The organism is Actinomadura darangshiensis, from assembly GCF_004349235.1.
In the GTDB taxonomy this organism is placed as follows: Bacteria; Actinomycetota; Actinomycetes; order Streptosporangiales; family Streptosporangiaceae; genus Spirillospora; species Spirillospora darangshiensis.
The window spans coordinates 1-14,978 of sequence record NZ_SMKY01000223.1 but is presented as its reverse complement, the minus strand read 5'-3'; the positions used below and the strand labels follow the sequence as shown (position 1 = coordinate 14,978).

The window sequence follows — 14,978 nt, the reverse complement described above, 5'->3', positions numbered from 1 at the left end:
GGGGTAATGACCTGCCATAGCGCAGAATCATCGCATGCATTGCCGCTACCATTTGCGGCCATGTCTGCTCTTGCGGCGATGGTCCGGTCGCGCCCGGTTGTCCTGATGGTCTCGGCGGCGCTGGCCCTGCCCGCGCTGACCAGCACTTCCGCGGCGGCGGACGAGCGGATCACCGCGGCGGAGCGGGTCCTGAAGGACCACGTCGTCCTCACCGCGGGCCAGGGCGGCACCGTCAAGGTGAAGGAGACGATCGTCTACCGGTTCGCCGGGCACGACGGCTTCCGCCGGACGTTCCCGACCCGGACGCACGAGAGCCTCAGCGAGGACCGCGTCTACAAGCTGGAGAACCTGCGCGCCGGCAGCCCGGACGGCGGGCCGTCGAAGGTCGCCTCGTCCGAGGGGGAGACGACCACGACCGTCACGGTGTCGGGCGGCGGCAAGCTGACCGGTGACCGCACGGTCGTCCTGGAGTACGACCTGCGCGGCGCGATCACCCGGCAGGGCGCGGCGGAGGAGCTGCGCTGGCCGGTGATCGGCGGCTGGAAGGTGCCGCTGGACGAGGCCAAGGCGACCGTCGACGGCGACGCGATGATCCGCAGCGTCAACTGCTTCACCGGTCCGATCGGCAGCACGATCGGCTGCACGCAGTACTACACGAACCACACGCACACGCAGGGCGTGTACGCGCAGCAGGGGATGCTGCCGGGCGAGTACCTGACGGTCGTCGCGGGGCTGCCCGCGGGCACGACGGGCGGGCACGCCCTCTACGAGCGGCGGCACACGCTCGCGACCGCGTTCTCCGTCAACGGCGTGACGGGCGGCGCGCTCGCCGGCCTGCTGGTGCTGCTCCTCGGCGGCCTCGCCGTCCTGTACCTGCTGCGCGGGCGCGACAAGAGGGTCGTCGAGAAGAAGGCCGCCGAGGGCGACCAGGCGCCGCTCGCCGGGGCCGAGTTCGAGCCGCCGGACGGGGTGCGCCCCGGCCAGATCGGCACGCTGATCGACGAGCAGGCCGACGTGATCGACGTCACCGCGACGATCGTCGACCTCGCCGTCCGCGGCTACCTGCTGATCGAGGAGGAGGACCGGGCCCGGACCGGCCGCCTCGACTGGACGCTGCGCCGCCTGGACCGCCCGCAGGTCGACCTGCTCCCCTACGAGCGGATCCTGCTGGACGCGCTGCTCACCGCGCCCGACGGAACGGGCCGCGACGCCGTCAAGCTGTCCGAGCTGGGCGGGACGTTCGCGACGAAGCTGGCGCAGGTCAGGTCCGCGATGTACGACGACGTGGTCAAGCAGGGCTGGTTCGCGCGGCGTCCGGACACCGTCCGGTCCCGGTGGACGATCGCCGGCATCCTGGTGACGCTGCTCGGCATCGCCGGGACGGTCGCGCTGGCGTTCACCACCGAGTGGGCGCTGGCCGGCCTCGCGCTGATCATCGCGGGCGCGGCGCTGGCCTACGGCGGCCAGTACATGCCGGCGAAGACCGCGCGGGGCGCGACCGTCCTCGCGCACACGATCGGCTTCCGCATGTTCCTGGAGCGCGGCGCCCTCGCGGGCGACGCGGCCGCGTCCCGCCAGCGGATCGCGCTGTTCTCCCGGTTCCTGCCGTACGCGGTCGTGTTCGACGCCGTCCCGAAGTGGGCGGAGACGGTGAAGGACGCCGGCGAGCGGGCCGAGGGCGCCGACAACCTCTACTGGTACGAGGGCCCGGCGGAATGGGACCTGTCGAAGTTCGCCGAGTCGATGCGGACGTTCACGCTGGCCACCTCGGGTTCGATCTCCCAGTCGCGGGGGCTGTGACCCGCGCCGGCGGTTACCGGACGGTTAACCTCCCGGCTGGGGGTAAAGGCATGAGGCGAGGAGGTGTCGCCTCATGCCGGTACTCGACGTTTCGGTACTCGCCGATTCCTGGCGGCTCGGGGACGCCTATTTCATGGCGATCGGCCCGGCCGTCATCTTCCTGGCGCTGATCGGCTGGATCACGGTGCTGCTGACGACGTCCCGCAAGCGGCGGCACTACCGCGGCGGGGACGACGGCCTGTCGCACCGCGGCCCCGTCATGGGCGGCATCATCCAGGGCAGCCCGTCCCAGCGGACGCGCCGCGACCCGGCCCCGTCGGTGACGCACCGGCAGGTCATGGCGCACATCGAGCACGCGCGCGAGGTCGAGGAGGCCGAGCGGCACGAGGCGCGGAGGCCGCCGGCCAGGGCGCGCCGGAGGTTCCGCCCGCCCCGGTTGCGCTGACCCGCCGCCGAAGCCGCGGCGCCCGCCGGATCCGGCTCCCACCCACACCCCCGTCCGGCGGGCGCCGCAGACGCCCGTGGTGATCACCGAGACCCCTCCCGGTGGTCACCACGGGTCGTGCTCGTAAGATGTCTGACATCTTAATTTGGGGGCTTTTGTGGGATTGAGTCCGGTGCCGGGCGGTTCGACGGTCGACGCCGTCCTCGACCAGCTGCAGGCGGAGGTCAGCGCGGGTTCATGGCCGGTCGGGGAGCGCATCCCCGGCGAGATGGACCTGGCCGCGCAACTCGGCGTGAGCCGTCCGGCCGTCCGGGAGGCGATCCGGGCGCTGTCGCACGTCGGGGTGCTGGAGGTGCGGCGCGGCGACGGAACGTACGTGCGCAGCAGCTGCGACCCGCGCCCGCTGCTGACCAGGGTGTCGCGCGCGTCCGCCCGGCACGTGTTCGAGGTGCAGCTCGCCTACGACGTCCAGGCGGCCCGGCTCGCGGCGCGCCGCCGCACCGGCGCCGACCTGGCGCGGCTGGAGGAGCTGCTCCGCGCCCGCGACGAGGCCACCGAGCCGGACGCGTTCGGCGCCGCCGACGCGCGGTTCCACATGGGCGTCGCGGAGGCGTCCCGGAACCCGGTGCTGATCGAGGCGATGCGGTTCTTCATCGAGCGGCTGCACGAGTCGATGCGCGCGATCAGGCTGGACCACGAGGTGCCGGAGGCGGGCCCGGCCGCGCACCGCGCGGTGCTGGACGCGATCACGGCGGCCGACCCGCACGCCGCCGCGGCGGCCGCGGCCGCCGTCGTGGAACCGACCCTGGCCGTCCTGGAGACCCTCCTCGGCGACCAGACCACGGGCGACCGGGCCACGGGCGACCAGGCCACGGGCGAGGGGGCGGCCAGGTGACGGGACGGCGCGCCGTCGCCGGCTCCCTGCTGATGATCGTCATCGTGGCGGTCAACCTGCGGCCGGCACTCGCGGCGGTGGGGCCGCTGCTGACCGAGATCAGCGACGGGTTCGGCCTGTCCGGGACGGCGGCGGGCGCGCTGACCACGCTGCCGCTGGTGTTCTTCGGCTCCTACGGGCTGGCCGCGGCGTTCCTGCGGCGCACCCCGCGCGGCGAGACGCTGCTGGTCAGCGCGATGGCACTGCTCATCGTGGGGCTGCTGCTGCGCCTGCTGAACGCCCCGTTCCCGCTGTTCGCCGGGTCCCTCGTCGCGGGCGTCGCGATCAGCATCGGCAACATCGCGATGCCCGCGATCATCAAGCGGGACCACCCGTCCCGGATCACGACGGTGACGTCGATCTACACGGTCGCGGTGACGGTGGGCGCGTCCGTCGCGTCCGGGCTCGCCGTGCCGGTGGAGGACCTCTTCGACTCCACCTGGCGGCTGCCGCTCGGCCTGCTCGCGATCCCGGCGGCGCTGGCCGGGCTGATCTGGGTGCCGCGGGCGCGGCGGGCGGCGCACGCGGCGCGGTCGGCCCCGCCCGCCGCCGCCCCGCACGGCGTCGCCGCGCTGGTGTGGCGGTCCGGGCTGGCCTGGCACGTCACGGTGTTCATGGGCATGCAGTCGCTGCTGGCCTACGTGGTGCTCGGCTGGCTGCCGACGATCTGCCAGGACCGCGGGATGGCCGAGGCGCCCGCCGGGTACGTCCTGGCGCTGTCGTCGGCCGTGCAGGCGGTCGGGTCGCTGGCCGTCCCGGTGCTCGCCCGCCGGTTCCGCGACCAGCGGCCGCTGGTGATCGCCACGGCGGCGCTGAGCGCGATCGGGTTCGCCGGGGTCACCTGGGCGCCGATCGGCATGGTGTGGGGCTGGACGGCGGTCCTCGGGTTCGGGCAGGGCCTCGGGTTCGCGACCGCGCTGTCGTTCATCGGGCTGCGCGCCCACGACACGCACGTCGCGACGCAGCTCTCGGGGATGGCGCAGGGCGTCGGGTACGTCATCGCCGCGCTCGGCCCGCTCGCCCTCGGCGCGCTGCACGACGCCACCGGCGGCTGGACCGTTCCGATGGTCGGCGTGCTGGCGGTGGCCGCCGGGATGACCGTCCCCGGCGTGTCGGCGGGCCGGCTCCGCATGGTGGGCGCGCCCGCCGAACCGGCCCCCGAAGGGGTTAACAGGGAAATTAGCGGACACATCCCTAACTGACCCCCACGGGGGCCGACACGCCATCGGGAGGTGGTCCGCCATGCTCACCACGATCGTCGCCGGCCCGGTCCAGGCGGATACGGCTCCGACCGGCGCGCTGGCCTTCGCCTGGATCATCCCGGTCCTGGCGGTCATCGCGCTGCTGGCCTGGCTGTACCTGACGATCGCCGCCTCGTCCAGGAAGGTGCGGCCGGAACGCCGGAACGACCAGGACAACCACCGGGGCATGGAGCAGGGCGGCCTGTACACCTACCGGCCGGGGATGTTCTCCCACAGCTACCCGCCGGACCGCGAGAGCCAGTGGGAGGAGTTCCGCAAGGACAACCCTCAGCCGGGACGCGAGCCGAGGGACGTCGGGGCCGACGGCATCCTGTACGAGCAGACCCTCTTCAAGGAAGAGTTCGAGGAGCTCAAGCAGCCCGAGAACGCCGAAGCCCGCCAGGGAGCCCTGATGGGCCCGTCCCGCCGGCGCCGGCGCAGACGGCGGGCGGGCGGGGCCCGAACCTCCGGCTGACGGGGCGCGCGCCGTCCGGCTGACTCCAGGGTCGCTGTACTCTGTTTGCAGTGGTCTGAAGGCGACGGAGACAGCACACAGTGAGAAGCAACCCGGCCCGCCGTGCCGCCCTGCTGGACGCGGCCATCGAGGTACTCGCCCGCGAGGGGACGCGCGGCCTGACGCTGCGCGCGATCGACGCGCAGGCGGGCGTGCCCACCGGCACCGCCACCAACTACTTCGCCAACCGCGCCGACCTGCTCGCGCAGGTCATGCACCGCACCCGCGAGCGCCTCACCCCCGACCCGGCGGCGCTGGCCGAGACGATGCGGCAGGCGCCCACGCACGACCTGGTCACCGAGCTGATGCGCCAGCTGCTGGAGCGCATGAGGGGCGACCGGACCGGCTACCTGGCCATGCTGGAGCTGCGGCTGGAAGCGACACGGCGCCCGGAACTGCACGCCGACCTCAGCGGCTTCCTCACCGCCGAGCACGAGGAGATCGTCCGGTACCACCTGGACGCCGGGCTGCCCGGCGACGCCACGGGTGTCGCGCTGCTGTACTTCGCCATGGCCGGCCTGCTCCTGGACGACCTCACCGTCCCCGCGATTCTGGAGCCCTACTCCACCACCGGCCTGATCGGGCAGATCGTGACCCGGCTCCTGCCGGCACAGGGTTAACCGGGCCCGCCGAAGACGCCCGGCACCGGGCGGATGGCGCCGACGACGCCGCCGCCCCCGCGCACCTCGACGATCGACAGCTCGTCCAGCTCGGCGCCGCCGGCGACGCCGAGCGCCCGCAGCAGCGCGACGGTCACGGGCGTCCGCGCCCGCATCGCCCCATCGTCGATCTTGACGGCGCCGGCGCGCCCGTCCGCGCACGCGAACGCGTCCACGCCCTCGGCGCCGCACTTGACGAGCAGCCCGGGGACGGCGTCCATCAGCTGCCGCTCCTCGCGCCGGGTGCCGGACGTCCACTGCGGGTGCGTGCGCATGGCGTCGGCGACGCGCCGCTCGGGCGTGCCCGGCCCGGCGAGGACGAGCGCCCGGAAGGCCCGCGCGACCCCGGTGATCGACACGGCGAACAGCGGCGCCCCGCACCCGTCGACGCCGGCCGCCGCGACGGGCTCGCCGGCCAGCTCCTCGACGACGGCGCGGACGGCGAGCTGCAGCGGATGCTGGACGTCCAGATAGGACTCCGTGGGCCAGCCGGCGGCGACGCACGTGGCGAGCATGGCGGCGTGCTTGCCGGAGCAGTTCATCCGCGGCCGCGAGGGCCCGCCGCCCGTCCGGGCGACATCCTGCTGCGTCGCGGGGTCGAGCGGCCAGCTCTCGGGGCAGCGCAGGTCGTCCGCGACCAGCCCGGCACCGGCGAGGACCTTCTCCACGCCCTCGACGTGGAAGTCCTCGCCCGAGTGGCTGCCGGCGGCCAGCGCGAGCAGCTCACCGTCCAGGTCGAGGCCGCTGCGCAGCATCGCGACCGCCTGCATGGGCTTGTTCGCCGACCGCGGGAAGATCGGCGCCCCGGGGTCCCCGGCCCGGACGGCGACGCCCCCGTCCGCACCGACCCCGACGGCGGCCCCCCGGTGCCGGGACTCCACGAACCCCGACCGCTCCACCTCGACAAGCACAGGATTAACGTCCACCGCGCCCCTCCACAAAGACCCGCACCGAAATGCGGGCCCCTCCCATCCGGCGGGGGACCCGCTTACCTCCATGGTCAAGTACCCAGATCAGCGCGGGGAACCGCATCCGCCCCGCCCGGAAAATGAACGATCCCCGGACCTTCCCGCCGGGTGGCGGGGCGACGGACAGGACGGGTCCATCGGTCCGGGGATCGGGTAACTGCCTGGGATTCGCCGGTCACCGTCGCGACCGGTTGCCACCGCCGGGGGCGGCGGCGCCGAGGCGGAACGGCGACTAGCGGACAGCCACCTCGCGAGTCCTAGAATCAACCATTTCTTGGACCACCTCCTTTCGCGCGTCCCCCGAACGTATGCGAGCGTCCCGCGGCGAGGCAAGCGAGTTTTCCGACGGCTGAACGCGGAGCGGGGACGGGCCCCGGCGACCGGACCTAGACTCGGTACATGGTCGAGTCGTGGCAGGAGGAGCTGCGGGCGAAGGGGTACCGGGTGACCCCGCAGCGCCAGCTGGTCCTTGAGGCGGTCACCAACCTGGAGCACGGGACCCCCGAGGAGATCTGCACCGAGGTGCAGCGCACCGCTCGCGGCGTGAACATCTCCACCGTGTACCGGACGCTCGAACTCCTCGAAGAGCTCGGGCTCGTCAAGCACGCCCATCTCGGGCACGGCCCACCGAACTACCACCTCGCCGCCGAGGCCGAGCACATCCACCTGGTCTGCCGCGGCTGCCACACCGTGGAGGACGTCGACCCGCGCGCGGCCGCCGGGCTCGCGGACGTCCTGCAGCGCGACTTCGGCTTCGACACCGACGTGCACCACCTCACTGTCTACGGGCGGTGCAAGGACTGCCGCGCGAATTAGGCTGGACGGCATGGAGAGCCCTCTGCTGCAGTCGCCCGGAGCCGTCGCCGCCGACGCGCCCGACCAGGAGGTCGCCGCGCACTACGGCGACCCGTCGCACGAGCAACGCGCCCTGGAGGAGGGGACGGCGTTCGTCGACCGGAGCAACCGGGGCGTCGTCAGGGTCTCCGGGCCGGACCGCCTGTCCTGGCTGCACAGCCTCCTCAGCCAGCACCTGGACGCCCTGAAGCCGTTCGAGCCGACCGAGGCGCTGCTGCTCGGCCCGAACGGGCACATCGAGCACCACCTCTTCCTGGTGGACGACGGCGAGGCCGTCTGGGCGCACGTCGAGCCGGCTACGGCGCCGTCGCTGGTGGAGTTCCTCGACCGGATGCGGTTCATGCTGCGGGTCGAGGTCGCCGACGTGTCGGCGGAGTACATGGTGGTCACCGGCCCCGGCGCCGGGGAGGGCGCCCTGGCCTGGCCGGACGCCGCCGGGACCACGACCCGGATCGTCCCGCGCGGCGAGTTCCCGGCCGGCCTGCGTCCGGCGGGCAGCTGGGCCTACGAGGCGCTGCGCATCGCCGAGCACCGTCCCCGTTTCGGGCTCGACACCGACCACCGGACGATCCCGCACGAGGCCGGCTACGTGGAGACGGCCGTCCACCTCAGCAAGGGGTGCTACCGGGGGCAGGAGACGGTCGCGCGCGTCCACAACCTGGGGCGGCCCCCGCGCCGCCTGGTGTTCCTGCACCTGGACGGCAGCGTCGACCGGCTGCCCGCGCACGGCGACCCGGTCGGGATCCCCGGCGGCCGCACCGTCGGGTTCGTCGGGTCGGCGGCCCGGCACCACGAGCTGGGGCCGGTCGCGCTGGCGCTGGTCAAGCGGAACGTCCCGGTGGACGCGGAGCTGCTGGCGGGCGGCGTCGCGGCGGCGCAGGAGGTCGTCGTCTCGCCGGAGACCGGCGCGAACGCGCAGATCGCCCTTCGCCGCCGTACGGCAAAACACGGGTAGCAGCGCGCCCCCCGGGCGAATATCGTCGGACATAGACGATTTCTCACCTGTCGCTGCCCGGGGAAGGCGGATTCCTACCGATGGTCGCGAACCTGGGGAAAGAGGGACCGCCGGCGGCCAGACGGGGAACCCGGCGCCGTCCCGGCCGGGAGTCCGCGCTGGTGTGGTGGGCCCTGTTCGCGGCGATCGCCGGGGCGGCGTGGTGGCTGAACTCGTGGCGCGTCGCGCTGCTCGGGCTGCTGGCGTGGTCGCTGTACCAGTTCATGCTCGTCCCGACCATGTGCCGGGTGCTGACGCCGCAGGGCGCCGCCTGCACGGAACGCACCAGGGGGCGGCTGTTCGCCTGCCGCCGTCCCGACCACCAGCGGCTCCGCAACGACGCGCTGTGGCGGCTCGCCGGCCTCCGCAACCCGTTCCAGCGCGAACCGCACCAGGACGAGGACAGGACCGGCGTCGTGGTCGTCTCCGGGGAACTCCGCGGCCGCCTCGTCCCGCAGGACCGGGCCCTCATCCTCCTCGCGACCGCCGGCACGGTCGCCGCCCTCGTCGGGATGGTCTACGGCTTCCGCTGACCGCCCGCCTCAGACGTCCACGACGAGGGTGATCGGGCCGTCGTTGACAAGGGCGACCTTCATGTCCGCGCCGAACTCGCCCGTCTCGGCCTTCGCACCCAGCGCCCTCAGCTCGCGGACGACGGCGTCGACCAGGGGCTCGGCGACCGGGCCGGGGGCGGCGGCCGTCCACGACGGGCGGCGGCCCTTCCGCGCGTCCCCGTAGAGAGTGAATTGGCTCACGACGAGGAGCGGCGCGCCGACGTCCGAGCACGACTTCTCGTCGTGCAGGATCCGCAGGCCCCACAGCTTCGCGGCCAGCCTGCGGGCCTTTTCCGGGCCGTCGTCGTGCGTCACGCCGACGAGGACCAGGAGCCCCGGCCCCTCGATCTCGCCGACGACACGCCCGGCCACGGACACGCTGGCCTGGCTCACCCTCTGGACTACCGCACGCATGACCATGCATTCTGCCGCCTATGGGAGCAACGACGCTCATCACGGTGGCGCCCACGGGCGCGGAGTCCGCGAAAGCGGATGTCCCGGCCCTGCCCGTCACCCTCGATGAACTGGTCCAGACGGCCAAAGAGTGCGAGGCGGCCGGCGCGGCCGTGATCCACGTGCACATCCGCGACGACGACGCGCAGCCGACGCTCGACCTGGCCCTGCTGCGGGACACGGTCACGGCGCTGCGGGAGAGCACGGGACTGATCGTCCAGCTGTCCACGGGCGGCGCCGTCACCGACCCGTACGAGGACCGCCTCCGCGTCCTGGACGCCGGACCCGACATGTGCTCGCTCACCTGCGGGACGGTCAACTTCGGCGACGACGTGTTCATGAACCCCTGGCCGTTCATGGAGGAGCTCTACAAGCGCACACAGGACCTGGAGGTCGTCCCAGAGTTCGAGTTGTTCGACCTGGGCCAGGTGGCGGCGCTGCACCGCCTCCTGGGCAAGCACGGCCTCCCGTACGGCGGCCACGTCCACTGCGACTTGGTGATGGGGGTCCCGGGCGGCATGCCGGGCGACGCCCGCTCCCTGGTGGCCGCCGTCGAGGCGCTGCCGTCCGGCGCCACCTGGTCGGCCACCGGCATCGGCCGGACGTCCCTGCCCGTCATGCTCGCCGCCCTGTCGGCGGGCGGCCACCTGCGCGTCGGCATGGAGGACACGGTCACCTTCGCCAAGGGACGTCCGGTGACGGCGAACGCCCAGCTGGTGGAGCGCGCCGCCCAAGCCGCCAACCTGGCCCAGCGTCCGCCCATGTCCGCCGCGGACGCCCGCGCTCTGCTGGCGGTCAAGCGCCGCTGAGCCTTCGCGCGGGCGGAGTCGTGTGCTCAGGACACTTTCTTGAGCTGCGCCGACAGGTGCGATTGGAGCTTCTGCCCCATCGCCGCCATGTCGTAGGCCCAGCCGAGGTCCTCGCCGATCAGCCCGTACAGGCGGTGGCCGGCGGTGACCTCCTTGGCCGACTCCGTCCGCGCGACGACGTCCGTCTCCAGCTCCACCCGGTTGAACGCCACGTTCCCGACGTAGATCTCGACGATGCCGGTCGGATGCGCCAGCGTCACCTCGACCTGGTGGTCGGGACGCGGCCGCCAGTACCCGGTCTCCATGCCCAGCGGACGCCCCAGCGTGCCGTCCTCCTCGATCTTCCAGGTGCGGCTGGCGTAGCTCAGGAAGGGCTTCCCGTTGTGGCCGAAGGAGATCTCCTGGCCGAAGTTGAACGACTCGATCGTCGGGTAGCCGCCGACGCCGGCGCCCTCCCAGGTGCCGAGCAGGAACTTCAGGGGCTCAAGGTCCGGGTGCAGCTCAGGATCCATGGACACCGAGCGTAGCGGCGCGCCGGGCCGCGCGCGTCCCGCGGCCTGGTGAAACCGTCCTATTTCAGGCGGCCGAGGCGGATCACGAGGAGGACGGCGGCCACCGCCATCAGTCCGAGGGCGATGACCAGGACCGCCGCGTTCGCCATTCCGCCCACACCGCAGGATGCTACGCGGTATCCGGGACTAGAGTGCGGCTATGGCCCGACCACTGGTGATCAAGGTGACGGCGGGCGCCGACGCCCCCGAGCGCAGCAACCAGGCGTTCACGGTGGCGGCGGCGGCCGCGGCGAGCGGGGTCCCGGTCTCGCTGTGGCTGACCGGGGAGTCGGCGTGGTTCGCGCTGCCGGGCAAGGCCGCCGAGTTCTCACTGCCGCACGCCACTCCCCTGGACGATCTTCTCGCCGTCATCCTCGGCTCGGGGCGCGTGACCCTCTGCACCCAGTGCGCCGCCCGCCGCGAGATCGGCCCGGACGACGTCCTGCCGGGCATCCGCATCGCCGGCGCCTCCACGTTCGTCGAGGAGATCACCCTGGACGACGTCCAGGCGCTGGTGTACTGACCCGTCCAGGGTGAGGTGGACGGTCGTGTCCAGGCTGAGGCGCGGGCGTCCGGCGGGCTCCGGCCGGACCCGCGGGCGGCGCGGCCCCCGGGCGGCGATCACCAGGCCCGCGGCGACCGACCCGGCGAGGCCGAGCATGAGGTCCCCGATGGTGTCGCGGTAGATCGTGACGGTCTCGGGGGTGTCGAGGATGAACACGCCGTACTCGAAGAACTCCCACAGGATCGCGGAGATGGCGCCCAGCCCGGCGCACGTCAGGGCCAGGGACCAGGTCGGCAGGCCGCCCCGGCGGCGGAGGACGAGCCCGGCGGCGGCGCTCAGCAGCGCCCAGTTCCCGAAGTGGCAGGCGTCGTCGAACCAGCCGATCGTGTCGTAGAGGTCGGCGGCGTTCCCGGCGACGTCCACGACGAACGGGAGGGTCACCAGGAGGTCGACGTCCCAGGGGAAGGGGCGGCCCCGGCCGCGCAGCGCCCAGACGAGCGTGACGACCATGACGGCGGCGGGATAGGCCGCCACGCGGACGCCCATGGCCTTGTCCGCGAACCGGTCCCACTCCGGGAAGACGACGACGAGCGCGAGGAGCGCGGCGAGGGCCGCCTTGGCGGTGAGCGCGGCCGCCTTGGCGGGACGGGGCGGGCGCCGGCGTGTGGTTTCCATGCCCGCAGCCTCGCCTTTCATCCGGCAGCGCCGCATCGGCTCGAATACTCAGACCCGCCTGAGTGCCTGCGCCCCCGCCGTCCGGGGTCCGGAGGTAGAAGCACGGCAGAACGGTTATAGGACTGGCGAAGCCCCGCACCGACTGGAGCAGCAGGATGGTCGACATACCCGCATGGGCCTGGGGCGCGACGATCGCGCTGATCCTCGCGCTCTTCGTCTTCGATCTGCTGGTCGCCGTCCGGCGGCCGCACGCGGTGCACATCCGGGAGGCCACGTTCTGGTCGGTGTTCTACATCGGCGTCGCGCTGCTGTTCGGACTCGCCGTCTGGGTCCTCGGCGGCTCCAAGGCGGGCACCGAGTACTTCTCCGGCTGGATCGTGGAGAAGAGCCTGTCGGTCGACAACCTCTTCGTCTTCGTGATCATCATGGCGCGGTTCGCCGTGCCGGCGGAGTTCCAGCAGAAGGCGCTGCTGTTCGGCATCGCCGCCGCGCTCGTCCTGCGGGCCGCCCTCATCGCGGTCGGCGCCGCCGCGATCAACCTGTTCTCCTTCACCTTCCTGATCTTCGGGCTGATCCTGATCTGGACGGCGGTGCAGCTCATCCGGCACCGCAACGAGCAACCCGACGTGGAGGACACCTTCCTCGTCCGCGGGGCCCGCAAGATCCTGCCGGTGAGCCAGGACTTCCACGGCGGCCGGATGCTCGCCCACGAGGACGGCCACCGCGTCATGACGCCGCTGGTCCTGGTGTTCGTCGCCATCGGCAGTACCGACGTCCTGTTCGCGCTCGACTCCATCCCGGCCGTCTTCGGCGTGACGAAGGACCCGTTCCTCGTCTTCACCGCCAACGCGTTCGCGCTGCTGGGGCTGCGCGCCCTCTACTTCCTCATCGAGGGCCTGCTCGAACGCCTCGTCTTCCTGTCGATCGGCCTCTCGGTGATCCTCGCGTTCATCGGCGTCAAGCTGATCCTGCAGTTCCTGCACGAGGACGTCACGAAGTCCGTCCCCGAGATACCGACGCCGCTCTCGCTGGGCGTGATCCTGGTGATCCTGCTGTTCACGACGGCGGCCAGCCTCGTCCGCGTCCACCGCCATCCGGAGGAGAAGGCGCAGGCGGGCTCGATCCGCAAGCGGCGCGAGAAGCGCCCCGAAGAGGAACCCGCCGCCCGCTGACCCGGACCGACGCTCGGGCAGTCGACACTTCTCCGAAATTCGATAAAAAGTTTCGGAGACTTCCTCTCCAACCTTGATCACGTTACGCGGCCGCGTGCAACCGTTTTGGACATAGTCGGAAATTCTGCGTACTGAACAGGCGAAAGGTCGCCTTAACGCGATCATTCGTTCCGAAACGTTTCCGAAACTGTTGACACGCAGAAGTGCCCGGCCAACACTGTCGCCATCGGCGGACTTCGACCACCCCCGAGGCTCCGCCGACCCGGGTCATCCGTCCTGCGCAGCCTCCGGCCGTCCACCGCGCGACCGCCGCCCAACTCCCCCGCACCCGTGGCCACCGCGCCGACCGGGTCATGTCACGCGCCCTCAAGTAAGGACCCACCCCCATGAAGAGCGCGCAAATGAGCGACACCGCCATCCCCGCAGCCGGCCGCAGACGCCGCCGGCCCGGACCGTTCCTCCGCACGAAGCCCGTCATCGGCGCCTGCGCCGTGGCACTGGCGGCGGCCACGGCCCTCGTGCCGGGCACCGCCAACGCCGACACCACCATCACCTCGAACCAGACCGGTACCAACAACGGGTACTACTACTCGTTCTGGACGGACGGCGGCGGATCGGTCTCCATGACCCTGGGATCTGGCGGCAGCTACAGCACGAACTGGAGCAACGTCGGGAACTTCGTCGCGGGCAAGGGCTGGAGCAACGGCGGACGCAGGACCGTCAACTACTCCGGCAGCTTCAACCCGTCCGGCAACGCCTACCTCGCCCTGTACGGGTGGACGTCGAACCCGCTCGTCGAGTACTACATCGTCGACAACTGGGGCACCTACCGGCCCACCGGGACCTACAAGGGCACCGTCACCAGCGACGGCGGCACCTACGACATCTACCAGACGACCCGGACGAACGCCCCGTCCGTCGAAGGCACCAAGACCTTCCAGCAGTACTGGAGCGTCCGGCAGTCGAAGCGGACCGGGGGAACCATCACGACCGGGAACCACTTCGACGCCTGGGCGAGCCACGGGATGAACCTGGGCGCCTTCCGGTACTACATGATCCTCGCGACCGAGGGCTACCAGAGCAGCGGAAGCTCCAACATCTCGGTCGGCTGAACCGCCGGCGCTCCCGTCCCCCGCCATGAAAAGGACCCCGCCATGCGAACCGGACCACACCGATCGAAACGCTCCCTCGCCACCGGACTGGCGCTCGCCGCCATCGCCGCGGTGAGCACCGTCGCCGCCGCCATCCCCTCCCAGGCCGCGGCCTGCAACGGGTACGTCGGCCTGACCTTCGACGACGGCCCGTCCAACGACCACACCCCGGCCCTGCTCAACGCGCTCAGGCAGAACGGGCTGCGGGCCACGATGTTCAACGAGGGCCAGTACGCCGCCGCCTACCCGTCCCAGGTCCAGGCCGAGGCCGCCGCCGGGATGTGGATCGGCAACCACAGCTACACCCACCCCCACCTCACCCAGCAGGGCCAGTCGCAGATGGACTCGGAGGTCTCCCGGACCCAGCAGGCCATCGCCAACGCGGGCGGCGGCACACCGAGACTGTTCCGCCCGCCCTACGGGGAGACCAACGCGACGCTGCGGTCGGTCGAGGCCAAGTACGGCCTGACCGAGATCATCTGGGACGTCGACTCGCAGGACTGGAACGGCGCCGGCACCGACGCGATCGTGCAGGCCGTCGGCCGCCTTGGCAACGGCCAGATCATCCTCATGCACGAATGGCCCGCCAACACCCTCGCCGCGATCCCGCGCATCGCGCAGACGCTGGCCGGCCGCGGCCTGTGCGCCGGCATGATCTCCCCGCAGACCGGCCGCGCCGTCGCACCGACCTGACCCCG

At 72.2% G+C, this 14,978-nt stretch carries 16 protein-coding genes and 2 pseudogenes; 14 read left to right on the top strand and 4 right to left on the bottom strand.

The genetic code is table 11. The annotated features are described in order from the left end of the window. The first annotated feature begins 60 nt into the window (after nt 1-60). The 6 genes from E1293_RS34065 (at nt 61) to E1293_RS34040 (ending at nt 5,554) form a co-directional block, all read left to right on the top strand. A complete protein-coding gene (locus tag E1293_RS34065; protein ID WP_132201990.1) occupies nt 61-1,800 on the top strand; it encodes a DUF2207 domain-containing protein in 1,740 nt (579 codons plus the stop codon). A 73-nt stretch (nt 1,801-1,873) separates the two neighbouring features. Beyond that, a complete protein-coding gene (locus E1293_RS34060) occupies nt 1,874-2,245 on the top strand; it encodes a hypothetical protein (protein ID WP_132201988.1) in 372 nt (123 codons plus the stop codon). Between the two features lie 172 nt (nt 2,246-2,417). Continuing rightward, nucleotides 2,418-3,140, top strand: coding sequence for a FadR/GntR family transcriptional regulator (locus E1293_RS34055; RefSeq protein ID WP_207939251.1), 723 nt, complete (start codon nt 2,418-2,420; stop codon nt 3,138-3,140). Next, nucleotides 3,137-4,381 (top strand): CynX/NimT family MFS transporter, encoded by a 1,245-nt coding sequence (locus E1293_RS34050; RefSeq protein ID WP_243716928.1) that lies wholly within the window; start codon nt 3,137-3,139, stop codon nt 4,379-4,381. Before E1293_RS34055 ends, E1293_RS34050 begins: the two co-directional genes overlap by 4 nt. 40 nt (nt 4,382-4,421) lie before the next feature. After that, the gene (locus E1293_RS34045; RefSeq protein ID WP_132201986.1) at nt 4,422-4,895 is read left to right on the top strand and encodes a hypothetical protein; all 474 of its coding nucleotides are present in this window, start codon (nt 4,422-4,424) and stop codon (nt 4,893-4,895) included. 80 nt (nt 4,896-4,975) lie between these two features. Next, the gene (locus E1293_RS34040) at nt 4,976-5,554 is read left to right on the top strand and encodes a TetR/AcrR family transcriptional regulator (protein ID WP_132201984.1); all 579 of its coding nucleotides are present in this window, start codon (nt 4,976-4,978) and stop codon (nt 5,552-5,554) included. Here E1293_RS34040 and E1293_RS34035 read toward each other — a convergent pair. Next, nucleotides 5,551-6,504 (bottom strand): asparaginase, encoded by a 954-nt coding sequence (locus E1293_RS34035; RefSeq protein ID WP_243716927.1) that lies wholly within the window; start codon nt 6,502-6,504, stop codon nt 5,551-5,553. The two genes, E1293_RS34040 and E1293_RS34035, sit on opposite strands and share 4 nt — an antisense overlap. A gap of 456 nt (nt 6,505-6,960) precedes the next feature. Between E1293_RS34035 and E1293_RS34030 the strand changes: the two genes are divergently transcribed. From E1293_RS34030 to E1293_RS34020, 3 genes are all read left to right on the top strand, one after another. Then, a complete protein-coding gene (locus E1293_RS34030; protein ID WP_132201980.1) occupies nt 6,961-7,377 on the top strand; it encodes a Fur family transcriptional regulator in 417 nt (138 codons plus the stop codon). Nucleotides 7,378-7,387: 10 nt separating this feature from the next. Beyond that, nucleotides 7,388-8,371 (top strand): CAF17-like 4Fe-4S cluster assembly/insertion protein YgfZ, encoded by a 984-nt coding sequence (gene ygfZ / locus E1293_RS34025; protein ID WP_132201978.1) that lies wholly within the window; start codon nt 7,388-7,390, stop codon nt 8,369-8,371. Between the two features lie 80 nt (nt 8,372-8,451). Beyond that, complete coding sequence (locus E1293_RS34020) at nt 8,452-8,943, top strand: hypothetical protein (protein ID WP_132201976.1); 492 nt, start codon at nt 8,452-8,454, stop codon at nt 8,941-8,943. Nucleotides 8,944-8,952: 9 nt separating this feature from the next. Here E1293_RS34020 and dtd read toward each other — a convergent pair whose 3' ends face one another. Next, nucleotides 8,953-9,378, bottom strand: a complete 426-nt coding sequence (gene dtd, locus E1293_RS34015; protein ID WP_132201974.1) for a D-aminoacyl-tRNA deacylase — start codon at nt 9,376-9,378, stop codon at nt 8,953-8,955. Between the two features lie 20 nt (nt 9,379-9,398). Here dtd and E1293_RS34010 point away from each other — a divergent pair, with 20 nt between their 5' ends. Further along, nucleotides 9,399-10,226: a beta-keto acid cleavage family enzyme gene (locus E1293_RS34010; RefSeq protein WP_132201972.1), complete on the top strand. Its 828-nt coding sequence runs from the start codon at nt 9,399-9,401 to the stop codon at nt 10,224-10,226. A 26-nt stretch (nt 10,227-10,252) separates the two neighbouring features. On the opposite strand, the gene E1293_RS34005 is transcribed toward E1293_RS34010, so the two are convergent. Continuing rightward, nucleotides 10,253-10,738: a heme-binding beta-barrel domain-containing protein gene (locus E1293_RS34005; protein ID WP_132201970.1), complete on the bottom strand. Its 486-nt coding sequence runs from the start codon at nt 10,736-10,738 to the stop codon at nt 10,253-10,255. Nucleotides 10,739-10,937: 199 nt separating this feature from the next. On the opposite strand from E1293_RS34005, the gene E1293_RS34000 reads away from it, so the two are divergent. After that, the gene (locus E1293_RS34000) at nt 10,938-11,300 is read left to right on the top strand and encodes a DsrE family protein (protein WP_132201968.1); all 363 of its coding nucleotides are present in this window, start codon (nt 10,938-10,940) and stop codon (nt 11,298-11,300) included. A gap of 102 nt (nt 11,301-11,402) precedes the next feature. Here E1293_RS34000 and E1293_RS50985 read toward each other — a convergent pair. Then, nucleotides 11,403-11,957: pseudogene (locus tag E1293_RS50985) on the bottom strand (DUF2238 domain-containing protein); the annotation flags it as partial. Nucleotides 11,958-12,112: 155 nt separating this feature from the next. Between E1293_RS50985 and E1293_RS33995 the strand changes: the two are divergent. The 3 genes and pseudogenes from E1293_RS33995 (at nt 12,113) to E1293_RS33985 (ending at nt 14,973) form a co-directional block, all read left to right on the top strand. Next, entirely contained in the window at nt 12,113-13,129 is a 1,017-nt protein-coding gene (locus E1293_RS33995; protein ID WP_132201966.1) for a TerC/Alx family metal homeostasis membrane protein, read from the top strand. Between the two features lie 401 nt (nt 13,130-13,530). Continuing rightward, nucleotides 13,531-14,238 (top strand): annotated as a pseudogene (locus E1293_RS33990) (glycoside hydrolase family 11 protein); the annotation flags it as partial. A 45-nt stretch (nt 14,239-14,283) separates the two neighbouring features. Next, on the top strand, nt 14,284-14,973 hold the full coding sequence (locus tag E1293_RS33985; RefSeq protein WP_132201964.1) for a polysaccharide deacetylase family protein: 690 nt from the start codon (nt 14,284-14,286) through the stop codon (nt 14,971-14,973). The last annotated feature ends 5 nt before the right edge of the window (nt 14,974-14,978 follow it).

What these genes read in the sequence shown, in the direction of transcription:
- E1293_RS34065 (WP_132201990.1), top strand. Translation starts at nt 61, where the DNA reads ATGTCTGCTCTTGCGGCGATGGTCCGGTCGCGCCCGGTTGTCCTGATG.
- E1293_RS34060 (WP_132201988.1), top strand. Translation starts at nt 1,874, where the DNA reads ATGCCGGTACTCGACGTTTCGGTACTCGCCGATTCCTGGCGGCTCGGG.
- E1293_RS34045 (WP_132201986.1), top strand. Translation starts at nt 4,422, where the DNA reads ATGCTCACCACGATCGTCGCCGGCCCGGTCCAGGCGGATACGGCTCCG.
- E1293_RS34030 (WP_132201980.1), top strand. Translation starts at nt 6,961, where the DNA reads ATGGTCGAGTCGTGGCAGGAGGAGCTGCGGGCGAAGGGGTACCGGGTG.
- ygfZ (WP_132201978.1), top strand. Translation starts at nt 7,388, where the DNA reads ATGGAGAGCCCTCTGCTGCAGTCGCCCGGAGCCGTCGCCGCCGACGCG.
- E1293_RS34020 (WP_132201976.1), top strand. Translation starts at nt 8,452, where the DNA reads ATGGTCGCGAACCTGGGGAAAGAGGGACCGCCGGCGGCCAGACGGGGA.
- dtd (WP_132201974.1), bottom strand. Translation starts at nt 9,378, where the DNA reads ATGCGTGCGGTAGTCCAGAGGGTGAGCCAGGCCAGCGTGTCCGTGGCC.
- E1293_RS34010 (WP_132201972.1), top strand. Translation starts at nt 9,399, where the DNA reads ATGGGAGCAACGACGCTCATCACGGTGGCGCCCACGGGCGCGGAGTCC.
- E1293_RS34005 (WP_132201970.1), bottom strand. Translation starts at nt 10,738, where the DNA reads ATGGATCCTGAGCTGCACCCGGACCTTGAGCCCCTGAAGTTCCTGCTC.
- E1293_RS34000 (WP_132201968.1), top strand. Translation starts at nt 10,938, where the DNA reads ATGGCCCGACCACTGGTGATCAAGGTGACGGCGGGCGCCGACGCCCCC.
- E1293_RS33995 (WP_132201966.1), top strand. Translation starts at nt 12,113, where the DNA reads ATGGTCGACATACCCGCATGGGCCTGGGGCGCGACGATCGCGCTGATC.
- E1293_RS33985 (WP_132201964.1), top strand. Translation starts at nt 14,284, where the DNA reads ATGCGAACCGGACCACACCGATCGAAACGCTCCCTCGCCACCGGACTG.